This is a genomic window from Halomonas sp. McD50-4, from assembly GCF_022348135.1.
In the GTDB taxonomy this organism is placed as follows: Bacteria; Pseudomonadota; Gammaproteobacteria; order Pseudomonadales; family Halomonadaceae; genus Vreelandella; species Vreelandella piezotolerans.
Map to the genome: position 1 here is coordinate 14,714 of NZ_JAKRFG010000009.1, position 24,270 is coordinate 38,983.

The 24,270-nt window shown below is 58.6% G+C and carries 19 protein-coding genes; 12 read left to right on the forward strand and 7 right to left on the reverse strand.

The genetic code is table 11. The features are described 5' to 3' along the window. Positions 1 to 190: 190 nt before the first annotated feature. From ccoG to fnr, 7 genes are all read left to right on the forward strand, one after another. Complete coding sequence (gene ccoG, locus MHM85_RS11820; protein WP_219861719.1) at positions 191 to 1,627, forward strand: cytochrome c oxidase accessory protein CcoG; 1,437 nt, start codon at positions 191 to 193, stop codon at positions 1,625 to 1,627. Positions 1,628 to 1,634: 7 nt separating this feature from the next. Then, positions 1,635 to 2,159: a FixH family protein gene (locus tag MHM85_RS11825; protein WP_139526386.1), complete on the forward strand. Its 525-nt coding sequence runs from the start codon at positions 1,635 to 1,637 to the stop codon at positions 2,157 to 2,159. Next, complete coding sequence (locus MHM85_RS11830) at positions 2,156 to 4,606, forward strand: heavy metal translocating P-type ATPase (RefSeq protein WP_219861721.1); 2,451 nt, start codon at positions 2,156 to 2,158, stop codon at positions 4,604 to 4,606. Before MHM85_RS11825 ends, MHM85_RS11830 begins: the two co-directional genes overlap by 4 nt. Continuing rightward, a complete protein-coding gene (gene ccoS, locus MHM85_RS11835; RefSeq protein ID WP_044628710.1) occupies positions 4,603 to 4,821 on the forward strand; it encodes a cbb3-type cytochrome oxidase assembly protein CcoS in 219 nt (72 codons plus the stop codon). Before MHM85_RS11830 ends, ccoS begins: the two co-directional genes overlap by 4 nt. After that, entirely contained in the window at positions 4,818 to 5,513 is a 696-nt protein-coding gene (locus tag MHM85_RS11840; protein WP_219861724.1) for a sulfite exporter TauE/SafE family protein, read from the forward strand. Before ccoS ends, MHM85_RS11840 begins: the two co-directional genes overlap by 4 nt. A 163-nt stretch (positions 5,514 to 5,676) precedes the next feature. Next, positions 5,677 to 7,104, forward strand: a complete 1,428-nt coding sequence (gene hemN, locus MHM85_RS11845) for an oxygen-independent coproporphyrinogen III oxidase (RefSeq protein ID WP_219861726.1) — start codon at positions 5,677 to 5,679, stop codon at positions 7,102 to 7,104. Positions 7,105 to 7,162: 58 nt separating this feature from the next. After that, on the forward strand, positions 7,163 to 7,912 hold the full coding sequence (gene fnr / locus MHM85_RS11850; RefSeq protein ID WP_139526381.1) for a fumarate/nitrate reduction transcriptional regulator Fnr: 750 nt from the start codon (positions 7,163 to 7,165) through the stop codon (positions 7,910 to 7,912). Here fnr and ttcA read toward each other — a convergent pair. From ttcA to MHM85_RS11865, 3 genes are all read right to left on the reverse strand, one after another. Then, entirely contained in the window at positions 7,902 to 8,810 is a 909-nt protein-coding gene (gene ttcA, locus MHM85_RS11855; protein WP_139526380.1) for a tRNA 2-thiocytidine(32) synthetase TtcA, read from the reverse strand. The genes fnr and ttcA overlap by 11 nt on opposite strands. A gap of 75 nt (positions 8,811 to 8,885) precedes the next feature. After that, entirely contained in the window at positions 8,886 to 9,536 is a 651-nt protein-coding gene (locus MHM85_RS11860) for a DNA polymerase III subunit epsilon (protein WP_139526883.1), read from the reverse strand. A 5-nt stretch (positions 9,537 to 9,541) separates the two neighbouring features. After that, the gene (locus tag MHM85_RS11865; RefSeq protein WP_139526379.1) at positions 9,542 to 11,359 is read right to left on the reverse strand and encodes a putative nucleotidyltransferase substrate binding domain-containing protein; all 1,818 of its coding nucleotides are present in this window, start codon (positions 11,357 to 11,359) and stop codon (positions 9,542 to 9,544) included. A 606-nt stretch (positions 11,360 to 11,965) separates the two neighbouring features. Between MHM85_RS11865 and MHM85_RS11870 the strand changes: the two genes are divergently transcribed. The 4 genes from MHM85_RS11870 (at position 11,966) to MHM85_RS11885 (ending at position 18,678) form a co-directional block, all read left to right on the forward strand. Continuing rightward, positions 11,966 to 12,226 (forward strand): DUF4212 domain-containing protein, encoded by a 261-nt coding sequence (locus MHM85_RS11870; protein WP_054641318.1) that lies wholly within the window; start codon positions 11,966 to 11,968, stop codon positions 12,224 to 12,226. 6 nt (positions 12,227 to 12,232) lie between these two features. Then, positions 12,233 to 14,014, forward strand: a complete 1,782-nt coding sequence (locus MHM85_RS11875) for a sodium:solute symporter family protein (protein ID WP_139526378.1) — start codon at positions 12,233 to 12,235, stop codon at positions 14,012 to 14,014. Positions 14,015 to 14,118: 104 nt separating this feature from the next. After that, entirely contained in the window at positions 14,119 to 14,649 is a 531-nt protein-coding gene (locus tag MHM85_RS11880; RefSeq protein ID WP_139526377.1) for a hypothetical protein, read from the forward strand. A gap of 87 nt (positions 14,650 to 14,736) precedes the next feature. Then, positions 14,737 to 18,678 carry a NahK/ErcS family hybrid sensor histidine kinase/response regulator gene (locus MHM85_RS11885; RefSeq protein ID WP_219861729.1) on the forward strand — a complete coding sequence of 1,314 codons (3,942 nt, stop codon included), beginning with the start codon at positions 14,737 to 14,739 and terminating at the stop codon, positions 18,676 to 18,678. Between the two features lie 81 nt (positions 18,679 to 18,759). Here MHM85_RS11885 and MHM85_RS11890 read toward each other — a convergent pair whose 3' ends face one another. From MHM85_RS11890 to MHM85_RS11900, 3 genes are all read right to left on the reverse strand, one after another. Beyond that, complete coding sequence (locus MHM85_RS11890) at positions 18,760 to 19,422, reverse strand: response regulator transcription factor (protein ID WP_016916171.1); 663 nt, start codon at positions 19,420 to 19,422, stop codon at positions 18,760 to 18,762. A 268-nt stretch (positions 19,423 to 19,690) separates the two neighbouring features. Further along, positions 19,691 to 21,640, reverse strand: a complete 1,950-nt coding sequence (gene acs, locus MHM85_RS11895; RefSeq protein WP_139526375.1) for an acetate--CoA ligase — start codon at positions 21,638 to 21,640, stop codon at positions 19,691 to 19,693. Between the two features lie 170 nt (positions 21,641 to 21,810). Next, positions 21,811 to 22,359: a SprT-like domain-containing protein gene (locus MHM85_RS11900; protein ID WP_219861731.1), complete on the reverse strand. Its 549-nt coding sequence runs from the start codon at positions 22,357 to 22,359 to the stop codon at positions 21,811 to 21,813. 87 nt (positions 22,360 to 22,446) lie between these two features. Here MHM85_RS11900 and MHM85_RS11905 point away from each other — a divergent pair, with 87 nt between their 5' ends. Further along, positions 22,447 to 23,127: a YecA family protein gene (locus MHM85_RS11905; RefSeq protein WP_153842510.1), complete on the forward strand. Its 681-nt coding sequence runs from the start codon at positions 22,447 to 22,449 to the stop codon at positions 23,125 to 23,127. A 5-nt stretch (positions 23,128 to 23,132) separates the two neighbouring features. Here the strand turns inward: MHM85_RS11905 and MHM85_RS11910 are convergent, their stop codons facing one another. Beyond that, a complete protein-coding gene (locus tag MHM85_RS11910; RefSeq protein WP_219861733.1) occupies positions 23,133 to 24,254 on the reverse strand; it encodes a phospholipase D-like domain-containing protein in 1,122 nt (373 codons plus the stop codon). Positions 24,255 to 24,270 lie beyond the last annotated feature (16 nt).

Below are 24,270 nucleotides of genomic sequence, written 5' to 3' on the forward strand. Positions count from 1 at the left end.
GAAGGGGTGCGGTTACATACCGCACCCTTTCTACATCTAGCGACCGCTCAGCCGCCCGACGATCCGTTACACTATCGCTAGTCATGTGCGAACAACGACTCGGCATAGCACAACGCAACCTGCGCTGTGTGTTGACGTCGAGTTTGCCGGGCTGATGTCCACTCCTGCCTATTGAGCTGCGATCACCGCCATGGAAAAAATACCTAGCCACGATATTACGCCGCCAACCGTTGGGCACCACACGCCGGGTGACACCACCACGCAAGAGATGTACGCCAAGCGGCGACATATCTATGTGCGTGAGATCAAAGGGCTGTTTCAAAAGGTACGACGCAGCGCCAACTGGGCGCTCATGTTGGGCTTCTTTTTGCTGCCTTGGGTGAACTGGGGGGATCGCCCCGCCGTATGGTTCGATCTGCCAGGCCGCGAATTTCATATTTTTTCGGCGACCTTCTATCCGCAGGAATTCATCCTCTTATCGTGGCTGCTGATCATTTGCGCCTTTGGATTGTTTTTTATTACCGTTTTCGCTGGGCGCGTTTGGTGTGGCTATACCTGCCCGCAGAGCGTCTGGACCTTTCTGTTCATCTGGCTCGAACATCGCATCGAAGGGTCGCGCAATCAGCGCATGAAGTTGGATAACCAACCAATGAATGCCCATAAAGCCTGGCGCAAAGGCGCCAAACACGCCGCCTGGTTGCTGATCGCCCTGGCCACCGGCGTGACGTTCGTCGGCTACTTTACGCCGATTCGTGACCTGGTCACGGAGCTCCCCACTTTGGAAGCCCACGGCTGGTCCTATTTTTGGGTAGGCTTCTTTTTAGTCTTCACCTATCTCAATGCGGGCTGGCTGCGCGAGCAGGTGTGCATCTATATGTGTCCCTATGCCCGCTTCCAGTCGGTGATGTTCGATCGCGATACGCTGATCGTTTCCTATGACGCCGCGCGCGGCGAACCCCGTGGCCATCGTAAAAAATCCCTCGACCACGCCCAGGTTCGTGAAGCGGGCTTGGGCGACTGCATCGATTGCGAACTCTGCGTTCAAGTTTGTCCTACCGGTATCGATATCCGCGACGGGCTGCAGTACGAGTGCATCACCTGTGCAGCCTGTATCGATGCCTGCGATAGTGTGATGGACAAAATGGGCTACCCCCGCGGCCTCGTTCGCTACACCACCGAAAACGCGCTGGAAGGTAAAAAGAGTAATATCCTGCGTCCGCGTTTGATCGGCTATTTCGTCGCACTGCTGGTGATGATAGCGACCTTTGCCTGGGCGGTGAACGATCGTACGCCGCTGAGTTTCGATGCCGAACGCGAGCGAACGCAGCTCTATCAAGTCACTCGCGATGGGCTGATCAGCAACGTTTATAGCCTCACCGTACGCAACCTGGATTCGCAAGATCACACCTACGTGATCAGCGCCGCCGGGCTCCCCAACCTACAGGTGGACAACACCTCGCTGCGGGTACCCGCAGGCGAGTCGCGCATTCAGGTCATTACCGTACTGGCAACCCCAGATACGTTGAGCGAGCCTAGCCACGCCATCACCTTGACGCTGCAAGCGCAGCAAGACGAACAGATTCAACAGACCCGTGAAGCGCGGTTCTTGAGCGACATCAGGAGATAAGTACGTCATGTCCGACACCCCCATTCCGCCTTGGTACAAACAGTTCTGGCCGTGGTTTTTACTCGGACTGCTGTTTTCGTCCATCCTCTTCAGCACTGGCTTCGCCATCATGTCGATCAAAAGCTACGACGGCATGGTGGTTCAGGAGGATTACTACGAGCACGGTAAAGCCATCAACATGGTGCTAGCGAAGCAGGAGCGCGCACGCGAACTCAACTTGAGCGCCGATCTGCGCATCGATCCACTCACCAGCGATATCGTCATCGACCTGACTGGGGACGCTCGGCCAGATAAGCTCTATCTCGATCTGATCTTCCCCACCGAAGATGATCGCGATCAATCCTTCGTACTGGAGCACGTGCGGGAGGGCCGCTATATCACGCAAGGTCCAGATAACCTGCGCTACCGGTGGTACCTTCAAATTCAGCCCGAGCAAGGCAACGACGCGGACTGGCGTCTCATTGGCGAAGCTCGCTTTCCCAATGAGCAGACTATTGCGCTGCTACCGGGAGGGCGGTCAGAGAGCGAATGAGCACCCACCCGCAAAGCTGCTACCACTGCGGTAGTCAGGTGCCTGACGGGGCGACATGGCGCATCGTCGTCGATGACACGTCCCACCCCTTGTGCTGCCCCGGCTGCGAAGCCGTGGCACACGCCATTGTGGATGGCGGGCTAGAGAGCTACTACCGCTACCGCACCGAACTACCCGAGCGGCCCGACGAGCGCCAAGCGGCCAAAGCGGAAACCTGGTCCGTGTTCGACGACCCTGGACTTCAGGCGCAGTTCGTTCACCCGGACGGAGAAGAGGGCCACGTCAGGGCAACGCTGGCCATCGACGGCATTACCTGTGCCGCCTGCGCCTGGCTCATCGAACACCGCCTGAACGCACTCGAAGGAGTCGCTTCCAGCGCGGTCAACCTGACCCATCACCGCCTACGCGTCTCCTGGGATCCCAGCGCCATCAAGCTCTCCCAGCTCTTTGCCGAGCTTGCCGCCATCGGCTACGAGGCACAGCCCTACGAGCCCGACCACGCCCAAACGCGCTTGCAGCATGAGGAGCGCATGAACGTGCGCCGGTTAATCGTGGCAGCGGTAGGGATGATGCAGGTGATGATGTTTTCCATCCCAATCTATGTGTCAGGGCCTGGGGAACTCAGTGAAGATTTCTTTGCGCTTTTTCACTGGCTCTCGTTTGCGTTGGCCACTCCGGTGGTCTTCTTCTCAGCACTACCCTTTTTCCGCAACGCCCTTCGTGATCTCAAAACGGGCGTCTTGGGCATGGATGTGCCCGTCTCACTGGCCATCGGCGGTGCCTATCTGGCCAGCAGCTATGCCGTACTGTTCAACGTTGGCGAGGTCTATTTCGACTCTGTCGCCATGTTCACCTTCTTCCTACTATTTGGCCGCTACGTGGAAGGACGCGCGCGGCGGCGCAGCGGCCACAGCGGCAATGCATTAAGTGGTGTGCTGCCGGTTTCTGCTACCCGACTGGAGGCGGACGGCAGCGAACGCATCCTACCCGCCAGCGAGCTAGCTCCCGGGGATCGAGTGCTCATCAAGCCCGGCCACGGTGTGCCCGCCGATGGCATCATAGAAGATGGTGAATCCAGCCTGGATGAGTCGATGCTAACCGGCGAATATCTACCCGTCACTCGCCGAGTAGGCGAACAGGTCGTGGGCGGCAGTCAAAACATGGAAAACCCGCTCACGGTGCGGGTTACCCATGCCGGCAGCCATGCGCGCGCGGCGGGTATCGTGGATTTGACCGATCGGGCCTTTGCCAGCCGCCCAAGGCTGGCCCAGATGGCAGCGCGAATGGCGCACCTATTCGTTCTACGCCTACTGGTGGTCACCGCCTGTGTCACCGTGGCGTGGTGGTTCATCGACCCGTCCCGTATGCTCTGGGTGCTGCTGTCGGTGCTCGTGGTCACCTGCCCGTGTGCACTGGCGCTCGCCACCCCAACGGCTCTCACGGCAGGGCATGGTCAGTTGCGCCAACGCGGCGTCCTGATCACCCGAGCCGATGCTATTGAGTCACTTTCGAACGTGACACGGGTGATTTTTGATAAGACCGGCACGCTGACCCGTGGCGAGATGCAGCTCACCCAGACGCATCCGTTAACCGAGCAGAGCAGCGAACGGCTACGCGCGATCGCTGCCGCACTAGAAGCTCACTCCGAGCACCCGATTGCCCGCGCTTTTCGACCGTATAGGGACGCCACGCTGCAAGCGCGGCAGGTCAAAAGCGTTACCGGCAGCGGACTGGAGGGCATACTCGACGGCGCTACATGGCGCTTGGGCAAGCCCGATTTTGCAACGAGCCAAACACTCAGCACGCCTGGCCGCGGTCAGTGGCTACTACTTAGCGAAGACGATGCACCACGCGCCTGGTTCAAGCTCCATGACGGTGTCCGGGAAGACGCTGCGCACACCGTTGCCGCCCTACAAGCGAAAGGGCTTACCGTGGAGCTACTCTCCGGCGATACCCAAGAAGCGGTAGAAAGCTTAGCCGAGCAGCTCGATATCCCCGTATGGCACGCGGGCAAGTCACCGGAAGGCAAACTCGAGCGGCTGCGCGAGCTACAGGCCCAAGGCGAGCGCGTGGTGATGATTGGGGATGGCATCAACGATGTGCCGGTCTTGGCCGGCGCCGATGTGGCCATTGCCATGAACGGTGCCACCGACTTGGCGCGTACCCGCGCCGATGCGGTCTTGCTCAGCCCACGTTTGATGCGTATTTTCGAGGCCATCGAGATTGCCAACGCCACGCGACGCATCATGCGTCAAAACATGATCTGGTCGGTGTGCTACAACTTCTCTGCACTGCCTCTGGCTGCGATGGGGTTGGTACCGCCCTGGCTGGCGGCCATTGGCATGTCGCTCAGCTCACTCGTGGTCGTGGGCAATGCGCTGCGCTTGACCCGCTGGCGTAGCTCGACCGTTTCCCAGGCAGCTCCCGCGAGACCGGTGACCGCATGACGATTCTCTATTTATTGATTCCACTGTCGCTGATTTTGCTAGGGCTCGCAGTGTGGGCCTTCTTTTGGGCGGTGAAGAATGACCAGTTCGACGACTTGGAAGGCCCTGCCCATCGTATTCTGTTCGACGACGATGAGAACGATCTCACCCCCGAACAGCGCGCCGAGCGCAAAAAAGGCACCAAGCCACCCCGTGACCGTGAGCCACCGCCGTGAACCCGACCGGACTTGACTTGCCGCCACTGCTGGCAGCCTTCGTATTTGGCTTGATGGGGGGTGCCCACTGCATTGGCATGTGCGGCGGCATCATGAGTGCGCTCACCTTTGCCGTGCCACCCAGCATGCGACACCCTGCCCGTATGGGTGGATTATTGCTCGGCTATAACCTAGGGCGCATCATGAGCTACATGACGGCTGGCGCTTTGGTAGCCGGACTAGGCACCTTGATCTCACTATCGCCTCAGGCGCGTCTCGCGCTACAGGTCGTCGCGGCGGTGATGCTGATGTTGATGGCGCTGTATATCGCTAACTGGTGGAAAGGCTTATTGAAAGTGGAAGCGATAGGGCGCAGGCTTTGGCGCCATATCGAACCCATCGGCAGGCGCTTGATGCCCGTCGTGTACCTGCCCCAGGCGTTTGCTTTAGGCGCCCTGTGGGGCTGGCTACCCTGCGGATTGGTCTACTCGATGCTTGCTTGGAGCCTAGCCATTGCCGATCCGTTACAAGGGGCGCTATTGATGGGTGCCTTTGGTTTGGGCACCCTGCCCGCGCTGCTTGCGACGGGCCTAGCGGCACGCCAGCTCAGCCACTTGATTCGCCACCGTGCCACGCGCAGTATCGCCGCGCTGACCATCATCAGTTTTGCGCTGTGGCAGCTCTGGACGCTGTTCTCCCCCACCGGGCACTGAACCTATCGGCGGGCCGCACTTTCTCACCTTTCTAACTAGCTTAGCCGCTTCGGCATGGGCTTTTACGCCATTGCTTGATACAGCTCAACGCATTGCGCTACCCCCTGGCGTAGCATGAACGCATCCGTTCACTCGCTTGTTCTGTTACACCGGAGCGTTGCCTATGCCCGTTCATGCTACTGCTGCCCACGCCCAGACCACTTCATCAGTGGCTGAGGCCACTGCATGGGACGACGCCCTGATACGTCGTTATGACACGAGCGGCCCGCGCTATACCTCTTATCCGACAGCGCTGTCGTTTCACGACGGCTTCACCGCCGACGATATGGCCCAGGCACTAGAACGCAGTAACGCCAGCCAAAAGCCACTGTCGCTCTATGTCCACGTCCCATTTTGCCGCAAGATCTGCTTCTACTGTGCGTGCAACAAAATCGCTACGAAAAATACGTCGCTGGCCGAGCCCTACCTGTCTCGGCTAGATCGTGAGATGGTGCTCACGTCGCGCCATTTAGATACCCAACGACCGGTGCAGCAACTGCATTGGGGCGGCGGCACGCCGACGTTTCTTACCTTGGCGCAAATGAGCGATTTGGTCGACCGGCTTGATGCCCGTTTTGGGTTATCGAACGCGCCAGATCGGGACTATGCCATTGAAATTGACCCACGCGAAGCGGATGTCTTTACCCTGCGACATCTCCAATCGCTAGGATTTAACCGCCTAAGCCTTGGCGTTCAAGATCTCGATCCGCAGGTTCAAGCGGCGATCAATCGCGTGCAGCCCCGGGTGCTCACCGAAACGCTCATGGACGAAGCGCATCGGCTCGGCTTTCGCTCGCTCAACCTCGATTTAATCTATGGCCTTCCCTTTCAAACCGAACGGCGTTTTGCCGAAACGCTTCGTCAGGTCATCGAGCTGGGACCAGCACGATTATCGGTCTTCAACTACGCCCACATGCCAGCCCGCTTTGCGCCCCAGCGACGTATCCAGTTGGCCGACCTGCCCAGCGCCGATGAAAAGCTGGCCATGCTGCACACCACTATCGAGATGCTCACCCAGGCGGGCTATGTGCATATTGGCATGGACCACTTTGCACGCCCCGACGACAGCTTGGCCCAGGCGCAGCGCAACGGCACGCTGCAGCGTAATTTTCAAGGCTACTCCAGCCACGCCGAGTGCGATTTGATCGGTTTGGGCGTATCCGCCATTTCTCGGGTCGACGATATTTACGCCCAAAACCCTACTCAGCTCGCCCACTATGAAGCCGCCTTGGATGAAGGTAGGCTGGCAACGATAAAAGGACTACGCTTAAATAAGGATGACCTAATAAGAAGAGACGTCATCGAGCGGTTCATGTGCGATATGGCCATTGATCTCGACGCGATCGGTCAGCGTTGGCATATCGATGCGGCAGACTACTTTGCCACTGCCTTCGAGCGACTGGCGATCGCCGAACGGGATGGCCTCGTACAGCGTGAGGGCCTTCGGCTGAGCGCCACGCCGATCGGGCGATTGCTCATTCGGCATTTGGCCATGGCCTTCGACACTCACTTACAACGTCAGGATGGTCAGCGCTACTCGAAGATCGTGTGAGCGCCTTGAGCCGCCTGCCCCCTGTGCCTATGATGGCGAAAGAAGAAGGGAGACTCCTATGCCATATCCTGCCAGCCAACGACGTTCACTGCTGCAAGAGGCGCGCTGCCAGACGTGTAGTCTAAGCTCGCTGTGCTTACCGCTCGCCTTGGAGCTCGAGGATATGAGCCAGTTCGATGCGATCATTCGCCGCCGCTCGCCGTTGAAGAAAGGCGAACCCCTGTTCCGCCAAGGGGACGCTTTCACCAGTGTCTATGCGGTGCGCTCGGGTAGCTTGAAGCAGGTCACCAGCGAAGGCAACGGCCATGACCAGCTCACCAATTTCTTTCTACCCAGCGAACTAGTGGGTTTGGACGGCATCGACGAAGAGCACTACCCCGGCACGGTGATGGCTCTGGAAACGACGACGGTGTGCGAAATTCCGTTCGACCGCCTGGACTCGCTCTCCGAGGAGCTGCCCGAGCTGCGCGGCCAGCTCTATCGCAGCATGAGTAAAGAACTGCGCGACGATCGGCGAATGATGCGTCTACTGTCGCGTAAGACCGCGGATCAGCGGCTGGCGAGCTTTTTGATTACGCTCTCTGATCGCTTCCGGCGGCGGGGCTACTCGCCATACAGCTTCCGCCTATCCATGTCCCGGGCCGATATGGGTAACTACCTGGGCCTAGCGGTCGAAACGGTCAGCCGCATTCTTAGCCGCTTTCAGCAGCAGGAGGTCGTGGCCGTCTCAGGGCGCGAGGTCAATATTTTGGACATGCAGCGCCTCATTACCCTGGCAGAAGAGGAGGCGCCAACGATCACACGTTGAAGGCTTGGATGCGTCCTTCCATCAAGGCCGCCTGCTTGGCTTCGAGACCGGCAAAGTCGAATAGCTCGCGATCGGCAAGCTGCGAGGGTGCCACGTTGGTGACTGCTTTGAACATGCTCTCCAAGCGCCCAGGATGCTTCTTGTCCCACTCCGCCAACATCTCTTTGACGATTTGTCGCTGCATGTTCGGCTGCGACCCACACAAATTACAGGGAATGATGGGAAACGCCATCTGCCGCGAAAACTCAGCAATATCCGCCTCTTTACAGTAGGCCAGCGGGCGGATCACGATGTTTTTACCGTCATCCGAGAGCAGTTTCGGCGGCATGGCTTTTAGCGTACCGCCGAAGAACATGTTCAGAAACAGCGTTTCTAGAATGTCTTCGCGATGGTGGCCGAGGGCAATCTTGTTCGCGCCGATCTCTTCGGCAAACCCATACAGCGAGCCGCGGCGCAAGCGCGAGCAGAGCGCGCAGGTGGTTTTACCCTCCGGGGTTTTCTCCTTTACCACCGAGTAGGTGTCACGCTCGAGAATGTGATACTCCACCCCCAGCTTATCCAAATACTGGGGCAAGACGTGCTCTGGGAAACCAGGCTGTTTTTGGTCCATGTTGACCGCCACCAGCGAAAAATCGACCGGCGCGTTGCGTTGCAAGTTGCGCAAAATCTCCAGCATCGTGTAGCTATCTTTGCCGCCGGAGAGGCACACCATGACCCGATCGCCATCCTCGATCATGTTGTAATCGATGATCGCGTTTCCCACTTCGCGCCGCAGGCGTTTTTGCAACTTGTTGAATTCACGCTTCTGCTTGGCATCCTGCAGCTCGTGCTGCGTGGCGGTAGGCTCGTCAGACGCGCTGTCTGACAAAGTAGGGTCAAAGTAGTCAGGTGATAACATGGTCGTCGCACTGCCGGTGGGTAAAGGAGCAGTATGTATTCTAACAACACTCCGAAGCTCTACCCAATACAAACCCTAGGCGGTCAGGGCGATCTCGCGCTGCAAACGTAGATACAGAAGTGCACTCGCGGTGGCTTCGCTGGTCACGCTAGGCCAGATCAGCCGTGGCAGCCGCCAACGGGTCAGCGCCTCGCCAAGCGATTCGAGGGTATCGACCTGCGGATGCAGCCGCCGTAGCTGTCGCCCGTGCAACTTGGCAACGTCGACCTGGGCGTTGGGTAAACCGAACCCCAATACGCGTTTGAATAGCCCGTTGAGCGGCTCGATCGTGCGCTCTAACTGCCAACCAACGAGCGGCCGATTCTCGATGAATTCGGCCAGCTCTGTCAGGCATTCGATATCTGGGGAGCGCGGGGTATCCGTCGCGTGTAACTGCTGATGGCGGCGCAGGGTGGCAGACACTGGCACGGGAGATTCTGACAGTGTGGCCCACCAGATACGGCTAGTGTGCACACGCCGCGGACTGAGCACGACGGCCGCCACGCTGACGACATTGGGCTGACCGTCACTCACCTGGCAGGCCATCGCGACGGACTCCTCGCCCATGTACGGCTGAAATAGCCACGCGTAGGGCGAATCGGCCCATCGGCGTCGATCGCTTTCCCGCTGCAGCAGCGTTCTTAACGAGCCGCTCAGCAGCGTCATGTGTCGATCTAACAAGCGCATTCCGCTCACGAATACTCCAAATGATAGCGGTGGGAAAGGCGCTGCTTGAAGTCCTTCACAATGTGGAGGGCTTCTCGCAGCAGGTCTCGCTCCAGCGAAGAGAGCTCTTGCACTACGACCCGGTTAGTGCGCTTGGCGTGGGCGCTATCCAGCTCCTGAAGCTGCTGACGCAGGCGCAGCTCGGTGAACAGTGCCAGCGCCTCACCCACATCGTCGGCAAAGCGTCGATCCAGACGCCCGTCGGTGGCCAGATCATCCAAACGATCCAGCGTCGAAGTGACCGTTATCCGCCGCTCGAGGGCCATGGTGCGCACGCCGTGCACGATGGGGAAAATCCCGCCTTTTTTGATATCGATACCGTGCTGCGGCTTCTTCAGTGAGCCAAATAGGGTCAGCGGCGTCGAGAAGCGCAGTGCCGCACGGGCAAAGTACGAGAGCAGCAGCTCATCGTGGGAGCAGTGCTCGAACAGCGCGTGGCGGACTTGGTCGAGCAGCGTCGGATTGCCCGCCACGCCATGAGAGTCGAGCAGAATGGCCAGTTTCATCAAACTGTCACCATCGCGGGCACTGACCCATTTGGCGATACGCTGCTGCCACTGGGAGACCGTGCCCACCCACTCAGGGTTGGACACCATGATATTCCCCGGACAGGGCGGGTAACCCAGCGTTATCAACGTTTGGGTCAAGGTCGCCATGTCGTCAGCGACCGTGGGCCACTGGCAGTCGTCAGCGAGGATCAAACCGTTATCCTGGTCGGTTTTTAGGATTTGCTCGCCGCGCCCCTCACTGCCCATCACCATCAGGCAACTTTGGCGGTGATACTGCTCGGGCACCGTAAAACCCCAGGCTTTACTCATGATGCGGCCATTGAGCGCTGCCAGTAACTCCATGGCAAAGCGCAGCTTCACGCCCTGCGCCATTAGCGCGTTGACCAACTCTGGGGTACGTTGGCTGGCAGCCGCCAAAGCTTCCAGGCCATTGGCTTGCTCGACCTGTAAACTCACCACGTAGCTACGGCTGGAGAAAAAGCTCAGCACGTCCATCAATTCCACGACGCCTCGGGCGTGCTCATCCTCCATTACCACTACGCGAGCGACCTTATGCCGAGTCATCATAATCAGTGCTTCGAACAGGTATTGATCGGGCGCGACGGTGACCAGTGATTGGTTGGCCAGCGACGCCACAGGCGAGTGCTGGGTACTCTCCCCCAATACCAACCCATTGAGCAGGTCGGTTTTAGTGACCATGCCCAGCGCCTCTTGCGTATTCACCAGCAGGCTATCGGCATGGCTATCGTTCAGTTGGCGAACGGCGTCGTGAATGGTGCTCGATGCATCGATGAGTACCGGCTCGCGCATACATTCGCGCACTTTGGCCAGCATGAAACCCGCCATCGTGACGCCACCATCAGCGCGTTTTTCCGTTAGCAGGCGCGCTTTGTGTGACAGCGACTGCTTGAAAAACTGTTCAAACGGTGGGTAGTGACGGCAGAGCTGGGTAAACAGTGCTTTGGGCATCACATAGCACAAGCACTCCTGCTCGGCTTGGAAGCGGTAACGGCTCTTGCCATTGAGAATACTGATCGCTCCGAACAGATCACCGGCGGTGTAGTGACCAATTCGCGCGCTAGCGGCAGGCAGCGTGGGGTCCAACTCAGCGACCTCCCCCTTATGAATCAGAAACACCGACTCGCCTGCCTGCCCCATCTCGAGGATGACTTCATCGCGATCGAAGAAGGCAAGATCCATCCCACGACGAACATGATCACGCCCGGCGTCATCGATCAGCGTAAACGGCAGCTGGGAGAGATCCACGTCTACCATGGGCGACCTCGCTTAAGGGCAGTGATTGAGACATACCACCCACGGGGTGGCGAACGTTAGACATATCGACTCATTATACTTTTAGCTATAGCGCTTACGTCTTAACGACCTTTGTTTAGCGACGAAAGTAGTGACTTTCCCGAACGTTTTAAATTCGGCTAAACACCTTTGGTTAAGGTAGCAAACATTGTTTTTAAGCGAGCCATAGACCATTGTCCTATCGCGACATGAATGGCGTTAAAATAACGCTTAAAATTCATCAAAAATAATGCTTTATGTCTTCACGCCCGGCTCTTACCCCGCCATTTAAACACCCTGATACCAAAGTCTGGGATTTATTTTTGGTGATTATTGCCCAGTATTACCCATGAGTCATACAGGGTAATCGCATGCCGCTTGTCTTATGCACTTCAAGCCGCTAACGATAACTTGCCGACCACCCCTTAACGACATAAACGGCTTAACAATAAGAAGGTGACGTGTTTGGCAGCACTGTTTTACCGCTCACTCAACAGCGCGGTTTTCCATGCGGGGTTGCCCTGATGAACCACACGCTATCTTGAGTTCACTTTCCAACCCTAAAAATCACAACTGGAGAGCAACACAATGGCAGACGATAAATCCAATGCTGCTGAATACTGGAAGGCCAACGTCCGGCTGATCTTCGGATGCCTCGTAGTCTGGGCATTTGTCTCCTACGGCTGCGCCATCCTCTTTCGCCCACTGCTCGCGGGCATTCCCGTCGGCGGTACGGATCTGGGCTTCTGGTTTGCTCAGCAAGGCTCCATTCTCACCTTCATCGTGCTGATCTTCTTCTACGCCTGGAGAATGAACGCGCTCGATAAAAAATACGGCCTGGGGGAGTAAGCCAGCATGAGCCAGTTTGCAATCAACTTACTGTTCGTTGGCGCCTCGTTTGCGCTCTATATCGGCATTGCGATATGGGCGCGAGCAGGCTCCACCAAAGACTTCTACGTTGCCGGCGGCGGCGTACACCCGATCACCAATGGTATGGCCACGGCGGCCGACTGGATGTCGGCGGCGTCGTTCATCTCCATGGCGGGCCTGCTCGCGTCGGGCGGCTACGCCAACTCCACGTTCTTGATGGGCTGGACCGGTGGCTACGTCATTCTGGCGATGTTGCTGGCCCCTTACCTGCGTAAGTTCGGCAAGTTCACCGTGCCAGACTTCATTGGTGACCGCTTCTACAGCAACACAGCGCGTTTGGTCGCGATCATCTGCTTGATCGTGGCTTCCGTCACCTACGTTATCGGTCAGATGACTGGTGCGGGCGTCGCGTTTTCCCGCTTCCTGGAAGTGAGTAACACCTGGGGCATCTGGATTGCCGCTGCCATCGTCTTCATGTATGCCGTATTCGGCGGTATGAAAGGCATCACGTATACCCAGGTAGCGCAGTACATCGTACTGATCATTGCCTATACAATTCCGGCGGTGTTCATCGCCATGCAGCTCACCGGCAACCCGATTCCGATGTTCGGCATGTTCAGCACCCACACCGAGTCCGGTATCCCGCTGCTGCAAAAGCTGGATGACGTCGTGAATGCACTCGGCTTCCGTGACTACACCGCCGACGTGGACAACAAGCTCAACATGGTGCTGTTCACCCTGTCGCTGATGGTCGGTACCGCCGGTCTGCCCCACGTGATCATTCGCTTCTTCACCGTACCGAAGGTCGCCGATGCACGCTGGTCGGCAGGCTGGGCACTGGTGTTCATCGCCCTGCTCTACCTGACAGCCCCCGCGGTTGGCTCCATGGCACGCCTGAACCTGATGACGACCGTTTATCCAGAAATGGCTGGCCAAACGGAAAACTACGAAGAAGCTGCGCGTAACCCGATCCTCTACGAAGATCGTCCGGAATGGTTCCGCACCTGGGAAGAGACCGGCCTGATCACCCACAACGATCTGAACGACGATGGCCGTATCCAGTTCTACAACGGTGCTGCTGACTATTCAGACCGCGGCTGGGAAGGCAACGAACTGGAGGTCAACAACGACATCCTAGTACTGGCTAACCCTGAAATTGCCAACCTGCCCGGCTGGGTAGTGGGCTTGATCGCGGCAGGTGGTATCGCAGCGGCACTCTCCACGGCAGCGGGTCTGCTCTTGGCGATCTCGTCAGCGATCAGTCACGATTTGATCAAAACCATGATCAACCCGAAAATCTCTGAAAAAGGCGAAATGCTGGCAGCCCGTATCTCCATGGGCGGCGCGATCTTACTGGCGACCTACTTAGGGCTCAATCCGCCTGGGTTTGCAGCACAAACGGTAGCACTTGCCTTCGGTATTGCCGGTGCCTCGCTGTTCCCTGCGCTGATGATGGGTATCTTCTCTAAGCGCATGAACAACAAAGGCGCGGTTGCCGGTATGCTGGCGGGTCTCATCTGCACCCTGCTCTACATCTTCACCTACTTGGGCTGGTTCTTCATTCCGGGCACCAATATGCTGGCCAACACGCCGGATAACTGGATGCTGGGTATCTCACCGCTCTCGTTTGGTGCCGTAGGTGCGATCATCAACTTCGCCGTGGCCTTCATTGTCTCCAACGCCACCGATGCACCGCCGCAAGAAATTCAGGACCTGGTGGAAAGTGTACGCTATCCGAAAGGTGCTGGTGCTGCGGTCGATCACTAAGTCATAATCGTTCCACTCTATTGCGCCGTGGGCCAATAGCGAACGGAACCACCCTCCATCGGGCTTCCTTAGGGAAGCCCGATGGCTTTTCAGAAGGAAAACGTATGATTTGGCACTTAGTGGCCGCCGTGTTTGCAGGTCTTGCCGCGGCTGGGATTGGCCTTCTGCTTCGCACTTTGAGCCGCAAGCGGCTTCCCAAATGGATTGTGCCAGTGTTTGGCGGACTGGGCATGCTGGGCTATCAAATACAGTTCGAGTACGGCTGGTATGAGCATAAACAACAGCAGTTACCGGAAACGGCCAAAGTGATCTCCAGCGATACCACTCGCCAGATCTGGCGGCCGTGGACACTACTGTTTCCCATGACGACTACCTTCAGCGTGGTGGATAGCGACAACGTGCGTTCGCAAACCGTCGAGGGCGACATCATCGCCGAGTTCATTTTGTACCAGTTCGAGCGTCGCCATACCGACCTGATCACCACGCAGCCCTATCTTCTCAACTGCGCTAGCCGAGAGCTGATTCCCCTCAACCTAGAGAGCGGAGAAGCAGATCTCAACGAGCTTCGCCCTCTACGGGAAACGTCCCCCCTACTGACCACCGTTTGCCAACTAGCCAACGAACGGCAGACGTAGCGCCTCACCTTCGCCTAGAATGGAGCCCTTTACTGGGCGAAGGGCGGTTTAAAGCTCCGTTCAAAGCAGGATGGGTGAGGAGACACTATGTTTCATGGCGGGCTGCTGATCGCAGTGTCACTGCTCTATATTGCAGTGCTGTTTGGAATTGCCTGGTTTGGCGACCGGCGGGCGCGTACTCATGGCGCCAGCCGCCGCCGCCCCCTCATTTACAGTCTGGCGCTCGCCATTTACTGCACCTCATGGACCTTCTACGGCGCGGTCGGCCAGGCTGCCACGGCGGGCTGGTCGTTTGCCAGCATCTTTGTCGGGCCCATTCTGACTTTTTTTCTCTTCTGGCCCGTGCTGGCGAAGATGATCCGCGTTGCCAAGCACCAGAACGTCACCTCCATTGCCGACTTCATCGCTTCTCGCTACGGTAAAACCCAATCTCTAGCAGCCTTTGCGAGCCTAGTAGCCCTGATCGGCACGCTGCCTTATATCGCGCTTCAGCTAAAGGCCGTTTCGACGACCTTTAGTGTCTTGACCGACGCCCCCGACATGTCCCACGCCCCTCTGTTTGGCGATACGGCCTTTTACGTAGCGGTGGTGATGGCCATTTTTGCCATTCTGTTTGGCACCCGGCACACCGATGCCACCGAGCATCACGAAGGGTTGATCCATGCGGTCGCCTTCGAGTCGCTGGTCAAACTGGTAGCGTTCTTGGTGCTGGGTGCCTTCGTCACCTGGGGGATGTTCGACGGCCTTGGCGAATTGATGGGCCATGCCGAAAGCCAGCTCGAGTTGCAGCGCCAGCTCGCCAACCAAGACTTTGGCCAAAGCTTCTGGGCGCAAACATTGCTCGCCATGCTCGCCATTTTGTGCCTGCCGCGCCAGTTTCACGTGGCCGTGGTGGAAAACATCCATCCAGACGATGCCACCAAAGCGCGCTGGTTGTTTCCACTCTATTTGCTGGCCATTGCATTCTTCGTCGTGCCACTGGCGGCCGCTGGCTTGCTGCTGTTCTCAGAAAGCGGTGTAGAGCCCGATACCTATGTGCTTGCGCTCTCCATGGCCTCCGGCCAGCAGTGGCTCACGCTGCTGACCTTCATCGGCGGCTTCTCTGCCGCCACCGGCATGGTCATCGTGGCGGCGGTAGCGGTCTCGATCATGATTTCGAACGAGATCGTGATTCCCGCGCTCTTTAGATTGCGCTGGTTCGACACCAAGGCCCGCGACTATGGCCGTTTGGTACTGCGCGCTCGCCGCTTGACCATCGTGGCCGTGCTGGCCATGGCGTACGGCTTTTACCAGCTGATTGGCGAGTTCACCTCGCTGGCCTCCATCGGCATGCTCTCGTTTGCCGCAGCGGCCCAGTTTGCCCCCGCGCTGATTGGCGGGCTGTACTGGAAGCGCGGCAACCGCTTGGGCGTGATCGTGGGCATGAACGTGGGCTTTGCCATTTGGGCGTATAGCCTGCTGATGCCCGCCATGATCAATGCCGGCGTGCTGCCACAAGCATGGTTAGCGGGCGGCCCGCTGGGGCTTAACTGGCTGTCACCCACGGCGCTATTTGGTTTGAACCTGGGGGACACCTTTACTCACGGGGTCATGCTGTCACTCGGCATCAATCTGTTTTGCTATATCTTCGTCTCTCAGGTGACGTCTCAACGAGTGGTAGAGCGCATTCAAGCGTCGCTGTTCGTCGATAGCGTCGAAACCCGACAAACCTCGGTGAATCGCCCCTGGACGGGGGCCACGACGGTGGGCGATTTGAAAGTGCTGTGCGAGCGCTTCCTGGGTGCAGGTCAGGTCGACCGCGCCTTCGATGATTACGCTCGCCGAGCGGGCAAGCCGCTGGATGATGGCACCCGCGCCTCCATCGACGTGATCCAATTCACCGAGCGGTTTCTCGCCTCTGTCTTGGGGGCATCGTCGGCGCGGATCGTAGTGAACTCGGCCCTTCAGGGGCGTGGTATCGGCATTTCCGATGTGATCTCCATCGTGGATGAAGCCTCCCAAGTGCTCGAGTTCAACCGCGCCCTGCTGCAGGCGACCATCGAGAACATCAATCAGGGCATTAGCGTGGTCGACCAGAACTTACGCCTGGTGGTGTGGAACCAGCGCTATCTGGAGCTCTTTCGCTTCCCCGACCACATCATTCGCGTTGGCGCACCGATGGACCGTATCTTCCGCTACAACGCCCACAACGGCGAGTACGGGCCCGGCGATCCCGAAGAGCACGTTCAACTGCTGCTGGACAACATCCGAGAAGGCCAGCCCCACCGCTACGTGCGTTACCGCCAGGACGGCAGCGTGCTGGAAGTACAGGGCAACCCCATGCCCGGCGGCGGCTTCGTCTATACCTATCAAGACATCACCCAGCAAAAGCGTATCGAAGAAGCGCTGATCCGCTCGGAAAACAATATCCGTATCTATACCGATAACGTCCCGGCCCTGATCGCCTACTTCGATAAAGAGAGCCGCTACCTGTTTACCAACCGTGCCTACGAGCAGGCCTTCAACATCGACCGCAACGCGGTGATCGGGCGTCGCTACGAGGACGTGCTACCGGTGAAGCAAGCCGAAGAGCGGGTGCCCTGGGTACAGCGCACGCTGGCCGGTGAGCGGGTGAGTTTTGAAGTTTCCATGCGGGTCAACGACGCCATGCGCTATATGTTGGTGACCTACACCCCGCACTTTGGCGATAGCCAGTCGATTCTGGGCTTCTTCGCGCTGTATCAAGACATTACCGAGCGCCGCCAAGCAGAAATTGCCCTCAAAGAGACCAACGAAACCCTGGAAGAGCGGGTGCGCGAGCGTACCCAGGCGCTCTCCGAAGCCAACGCCGCGCTTCGCCAAGAGAACCGCGTGCGTGCCGAAGCGGAGCAGGCCCTGCGCCAGGCCAAACAGCTAGCGGAAGACGCCAATGCTTCGAAAACGCGCTTCCTGGCGGCCGCCAGCCACGACTTGTTGCAGCCTCTGAACGCGGCGCGCTTGTTTACCTCGGCACTGATGCAGAACGTCACCGCCAGCGATACCCAGCGCACCATTGGCCATATCGACAACTCGCTACAGGCCGCCGAAGAGCTGCTGGGCACGCTGCTGGACATCTCCAAGCTGGATGCAGGGGCGCTGACGCCTCGGCGCAGCCACTTTGCCCTGGCCGATATTTTTCGCCCGCTGCGCGCCGAATTCGACGTCATGGCGGACGATCGAGGGCTCGATTTGGTCGTGGTGCCCACCCAGCAATGGGTGGATTCCGACCCGCAGATGCTGCGCCGGATCGTGCAGAACTTCCTCTCCAACGCAATTCGCTACACTCAAGAGGGGCGCGTGCTGCTTGGCTGTCGCCGCCAAGGAGGGCGACTGCTGATCGAAGTATGGGACAGCGGGCCAGGGATACCTGAATCCAAATTGACGGAGATCTTTCAGGAGTTCCGACGCCTCGATCAGGTTTCCCGTCATAAAGAGAGTGAAAAAGGCCTGGGGCTGGGGCTCTCCATCGCTGATCGCATGAGCCGAGTGCTCGACCACCCCATCAAAGTGCGCTCCTGGGAAGGCGTTGGTACGGTGTTCTCGGTCAGCGTGCCTATCGTAGCCGCTCGGGAAGTGTCCGTTGCCGAGCAGGAACCCAGTAGCCGTCGCAGCGGCAATAAGCTGGCCGGTACACGGATCGTGTGTATCGATAATGAGACGCTGATTCTAGAAGGGATGACCGCCATGCTCAGCGGCTGGGGCTGCGAGGTATTCACTGCCACCAGCATTGGTGGGGCCAAATCCATTCTGCGCAACATGGATGGCGACCCTGATGCTATCTTGGCGGATTACCATCTGGATAACGAGGTCACCGGCCTGATGGCGCTAGAGGCTCTGAGCGAGCGTTTTGCTGGTGCCGTTCCTGGGATTGTGATCACCGCCGATCGCACCGAAGCAGTCGCCGAAGAGGTCAAGCGTGCGGGCTACCAGCTGCTGCTGAAACCGGTGAAGCCCGCCGCACTTCGCGCACTGCTCACCCGCACCCTCCAGGCCAGCCGCGCCAAAGCGTGACTGGACAAAGAGTTCCAACCAAAACGACGGCGCCGCGCTTAGCATTCTCTAAGCGCGGCGCCTCTGATCGACCGTCCGCCGTTACGACTCGACTTTTGGCGGCTCCACTTCCAGTTTCTGTGCCGCGATCACCGCTTGGGTGCGTGAATGGACACCCAGCTTGCGCAAAATGGCCGTCACGTGGGCTTTGATGGTCGCCTCCGAAACGTTTAGCTCGTAGGCAATCTGCTTGTTCAACAGCCCTTCGGTGAGCATATTGAGCACGCGGAACTGCTGCGGCGTGAGCGAGGCGATCGCCTCGGCAAAGCGCGACTCCTCTTCGCTGGTCTCTTCGAGGACGTTGGCCAGCGCCTCCGGCAGCCACACCTCCCCCTGCAGAATCTCACCCACCGCCTCGGCAATCAGCTGCAGCGATGACGACTTGGGAATGAAGCCAGAAGCACCGTAGTCGATGGCACGACGTACCACGTAGGGTTCATCGCTGCCAGATACTACGGCGACCGGAATATCCGGCATCTGACCGCGCAGTTGAATGAGGCCCGAAAAGCCGTGGGCACCGGGCATGTGCAGATCCAGCAGAATCAAATCTGCATCGGGGTGTCGATTGACGACCTCAGTGGTGGCTTCCATGGTGTCGGCTTCGACAATCTCAGCCTGGGGGGCCAACTGGCGCAACGCCTGGGTGAGTGCTGCACGAAACAGCGGATGGTCGTCAGCGACGATAAACTTATGGGCTACTGCCATGGATATTCCTCCGGTTCCTCGAGCAGCGGGGTTGCCTGCCGCCGCGACGCTAGGCTCATACGGTTGAAGCATGGTACCCCATGGGCTTCATCATGCCCAAGCATCACATGCACAATTTGTCGTTGAGACGTCATCCGCACAAAAACAGCAGTGCCGGCCCTGTGGCCGGCACTGCATCGGGTAAGCGCAGTTTGCCTGACAGCAATGCGCCAATGCTTGACGCCCGTCATTGAATACCCCCACTGCCATGGGCAGCGGGGCGAGTCGATTACTGATTGGCCCGATGCTCGATCAAATCGTCGACGACCGACGGATCCGCCAAGGTACTGGTATCGCCCAGACCATCGCACTCGTTGGCAGCAATTTTACGCAAAATACGCCGCATGATTTTACCCGAGCGCGTTTTCGGTAGCCCCGGAGCCCATTGAATCACGTCGGGTGATGCAATCGGCCCGATATCTTTGCGTACCCACTGGGTCAACTCTTTCTTCAGCTCGTCCGTGGGATCGATACCGTCGTTCAGGGTTACGTAGATGTAGATGCCCTGGCCTTTGATATCGTGGGGGAAGCCCACTACCGCCGCTTCGGCCACGGCAGAGTGCGCCACCAGCGACGACTCGATCTCGGCGGTGCCCATGCGGTGGCCGGAGACGTTCAGCACGTCGTCCACCCGGCCGGTGATCCAGTAGTAGCCATCCTCATCACGACGGCAGCCGTCGCCCGTGAAGTACATGCCGTCGTAGGTAGAGAAATAGGTCTGAACGAAGCGCTCATGATCGCCCCAGATAGAGCGCGCTTGCCCCGGCCAGGAGTCCAGAATCACCAGGTTGCCCTCGGTGGCTCCTTCGAGTTGGTGGCCTTCGTTATCGACCAGGGCAGGTTTGACGCCAAAGAAAGGCGTGGTCGCCGAGCCTGGTTTCAGGTCGGTGGCCCCCGGCAGCGGTGCAATCATGATGCCGCCGGTTTCGGTCTGCCACCAGGTATCGACAATCGGACACTTCTCATTGCCGATGACGCGGTAGAACCACTCCCAGGCTTCGGGATTGATCGGCTCACCTACCGAGCCCAACAGTCGCAGTGAATCGCGTTTGCTAGAGTCCATCACGCCGTCACCGTGAGCCATCAGCGCACGCACGGCGGTGGGCGCCGTATAAAGGATATTGACCTGATGCTTGTCGACGATCTCGCCCATGCGGCCGTGGGTCGGATAACTCGGTACGCCCTCGAACATCAGCGTCGTGGCGCCGTTTGCCAGCGGACCGTAAACGATATAGCTATGGCCGGTCACCCAACCCACGTCCGCCGTACACCAGTAGATCTCGCCCTCCTGGTAGTCGAAGACGTACTGATGCGTCATGGCCGCGTAAGTCAGGTAACCGCCGGTGGTGTGCTTCAAGCCTTTTGGCGCGCCGGTGGAACCGGAGGTGTAGAGAATGAACAGCGGATCTTCGGCGTTCATCGCCTCGGCCGGGCACTCGGTTGACTGCTTATCGACCAGCTCGTCGAACCAGATATCGCGACCTTCCTGCCAATCGATATCGCCGCCGGTGCGCTTCACCACCAGGACGTTCTTGCATACGTCGGTGCCGTCACGCTTGAGCGCGGAGTCGACGTTCTCTTTGAGCGGTACATGCTTGCCACCACGCACTGACTCATCGGCAGTGATGACCAGCTTGGAGTCCGCACCGATGACTCGCTGGGCCACCGCGTCGGGGGAGAAGCCGCCAAACACCACCGAGTGCACCGCGCCGATACGGGCACAAGCCAGCATGGCCATGGCCGCTTCGGGTATCATCGGCATGTAGAGCGTGACAGTATCGCCTTTCTTTATACCCAGCGATTTCAGGCCGTTGGCTAGCTGGTTCGTTCGCTCGTAGAGCTCACGGTAGCTAATGTGCTTGGATTCATTGGGATTATCGCCTTCCCAAATGATCGCCGTTTGGTCACCGCGCTTCTCCAAGTGACGATCCAGACAATTCGCCGCGACATTCAGCTCGCCATCTTCGAACCAGCGAATATCGACGTTATCGCGGGCAAAGGAGGTGTTCTTGATCTTGCTGGGCGGTTTGATCCAGTCAAGGCGTTTGGCCTGCTCGCCCCAGAAACCTTCCGGGTCGTCCATGGACTGCTGATACATTGCCGCATATTTATCTTTATCGGCCCATGCCTTGGCAGCGATGCTATCGCGCACTGGATAGACGTTGTTATGCTCGCTCATGAAATTGCCTCTGTCCGTGAAGTTGCACTCTCTGGTAAGTGTGGTCGGTTTTGTTATTGGCTGCACCGACGCGCGTAATATTTACCTAGCATAAACCTGTCCCGATCGGCTTCCCTTTAGACATTGGTATTAACAATTTTTATTTAAAAAACAGCAGCTTAAAATAACAATTATGGACTAACGAAAGCACGATAGACCAAGGTCTGATCGCAATGACGGCAGCGGTAGCGACGCCCCTTTGCGGCTAAGGCATGACGTCTCGACGTAAAGCGATGCACTCGACAGCCACACTCATAGTGAAAAGGGCGCGGTTGCGAGCGCTGAATATCGAAACGGTGGGTGACCCGAGGCGCGAGCCCAAACAGATCCCGCATGACCGTCTGCCACTCGCGGCCATGCGGTTTAAAGCGAGTCCCCTGGGCCAGATGAAAGACCAGCCAGTGGGCCATCTCATGAGGAATCACCTCATCGAAAAACTCCTCGCGATTATCGGCCAGCAGCACCGGATTGAAGCGCAATCCGCCCCGACCAAGGTGTGCCTGCCCCGCCGATGCGCCCTTTAGATCAAACCACACCTTGGGCGCGGGCAGCGCGGGATGTACCTCTCGACAGCGTGCCAAAGCTTGCTCGACCCGCTCTTGGACGGCGCGAAGCAGTGCCGGATGAGAAAGCGCCGATAGTTCATCGCGCGGCCAAGGGGGGAGTGGAGACGTCTTCATTAGTGATAAACTAGCCATTAGTGACGTTGATCGATTGTGATGGATCGACAGCGGTTTTCAAACATGACGTTGATAACGAGGCTCCCCATGGCAGAGCGCAATACCATGACCGACGCTAACTCGCCCGACAGTGCCCCGCCTCAGCCGCTGCTTGACGACGAACAGCTCGACAGGCTGGACGATTTTCTCGACTCTGAACAAGTGGGCGAAGATGCCCTCGACCTGATTTCGGCCCATGGCTTTCTGGTCGCTCTGGCGGTCGCGCCTAGCGAGCAGCCCACCGAGCAGTGGCTGGAGGAGCTTTTTCAAGGCGAACCCAACTACCGCGATGCCACCGAGCGCGATGAGATCGTCCGACTGCTGACACTGCTGCGCGACAACGCCATGGCGGTCCTGGAGCAAGGGGGCCTACCGGAACTGCCCTTCGAACTAACGCTGGATGGTCTGCCCGCAGAAGAGACGCCGATTGGCGACTGGTGTGCAGGCTTCATGGAAGGCGTGTTCAGCGACGAGAGCGCTTGGTTCCAGGATGATGAAGAGGCTGCCGCCACGCTGCTGCTGCCGTTCATGTCGCTATCGGGGCTCTTCGACGACGAACCCGACATGGCCGAGATGGCCAAAGATCAGGCCAGCCAAGAATCCTTCGTCGCCCAGCTGCCCGAGCTGGTGCTCGACCTCTACCTGCACTACCGGGTACCACCAGAAACGCCCAAACCCAAACCGCGCAAAAAGACGCCCGCCAAAGCGAAGGGCAAAAAGCGCCAGTAGCCGCGTTATTTCAGGCGCATCACCAAACCGTCCACGACACCATACACCCACTCCTTGGCCCGCTGCCCCCAGGGGCGCGCGGCCCAGGCGGCAGCATCCACCTCTTGGCTGGCAGCAAAATTACGTTCGAAAAGCGCCTGCACGTCGCTGGCGAATCCTGGATCGTCTATCTCCTGGTTGGCCTCTAGGTTCCAGTGCAGGTTCCAGTGATCGAAATTACAAGAGCCTAGGCTAACCCACTCATCGGCCAGGACGAACTTGGCATGTATGAAGGTCGGCTGGAACTCGAAAATGCGCACGCCCGCTTTCAGCAGTGCCTGATAAAAACGCTGGCCCGCATAGCGCACGCCGGGGTGGTCGTGCTTGGCGCCGGGCAGCAGCAAACGTACATCCACGCCTTGTCGAGCGGCGCGGATCAAGCGGCGGCGCAGCGCAAACGTAGGCACGAAGTAGGGCGTGCATAGCCACAGCCGCTGACGCGCACGACTGACCCGGGCATACAGCGAGTGGCGAATTGCTTGGTAGCGATAGCCTCTGGCCGACATTACTCGCCCACGCACGCCATCGGCATGGGACGTCGCGCTGCGCTGAGGCGGGAGCGGAGGGGGCGCTGGATCCCCCGACGCCTGGCGGGTCAGCCGGGAACGCCACAAACGGCGAAACAGTGCCTCCCAGTCTGCAACGGTCGGTCCGTCGATACGTAGCGCGATTTCGTACCACGCCTGCAAAAACTCATCCACCGCGCCAAAACCGCCGGTAAAGGCAATTTCGCCGTCCACCACCACGATCTTACGGTGATCACGGCTCAGATTGCGGGCCAACGAGTGAAAGCCAATCGGGTTGAACAGCTGCAAGGCTACGCCAGCGCTCTGCAAGCGTTCACGGTCGCGTCGCTCCAGCCCCATCGCACCGTAGCCGTCCAGGAGTAGAAACACCTGCACGCCGCGCCTAGCGGCGGACGCCAGCGCGTCGATGACTTGGGTGGCAAGCTCCCCCGACTCCATCAAGTAGAGTTCCACCAGCACGTAGTGCTGCGCTTGGCTCACCGCGTCGAACATCGCCGGTAAAAAGCGCGACGCTTCCGGCAGCAACACCACCCGGTTCCCTTCTCGCCACTCGTGCTGCATAGAGACTCCTTCTCTG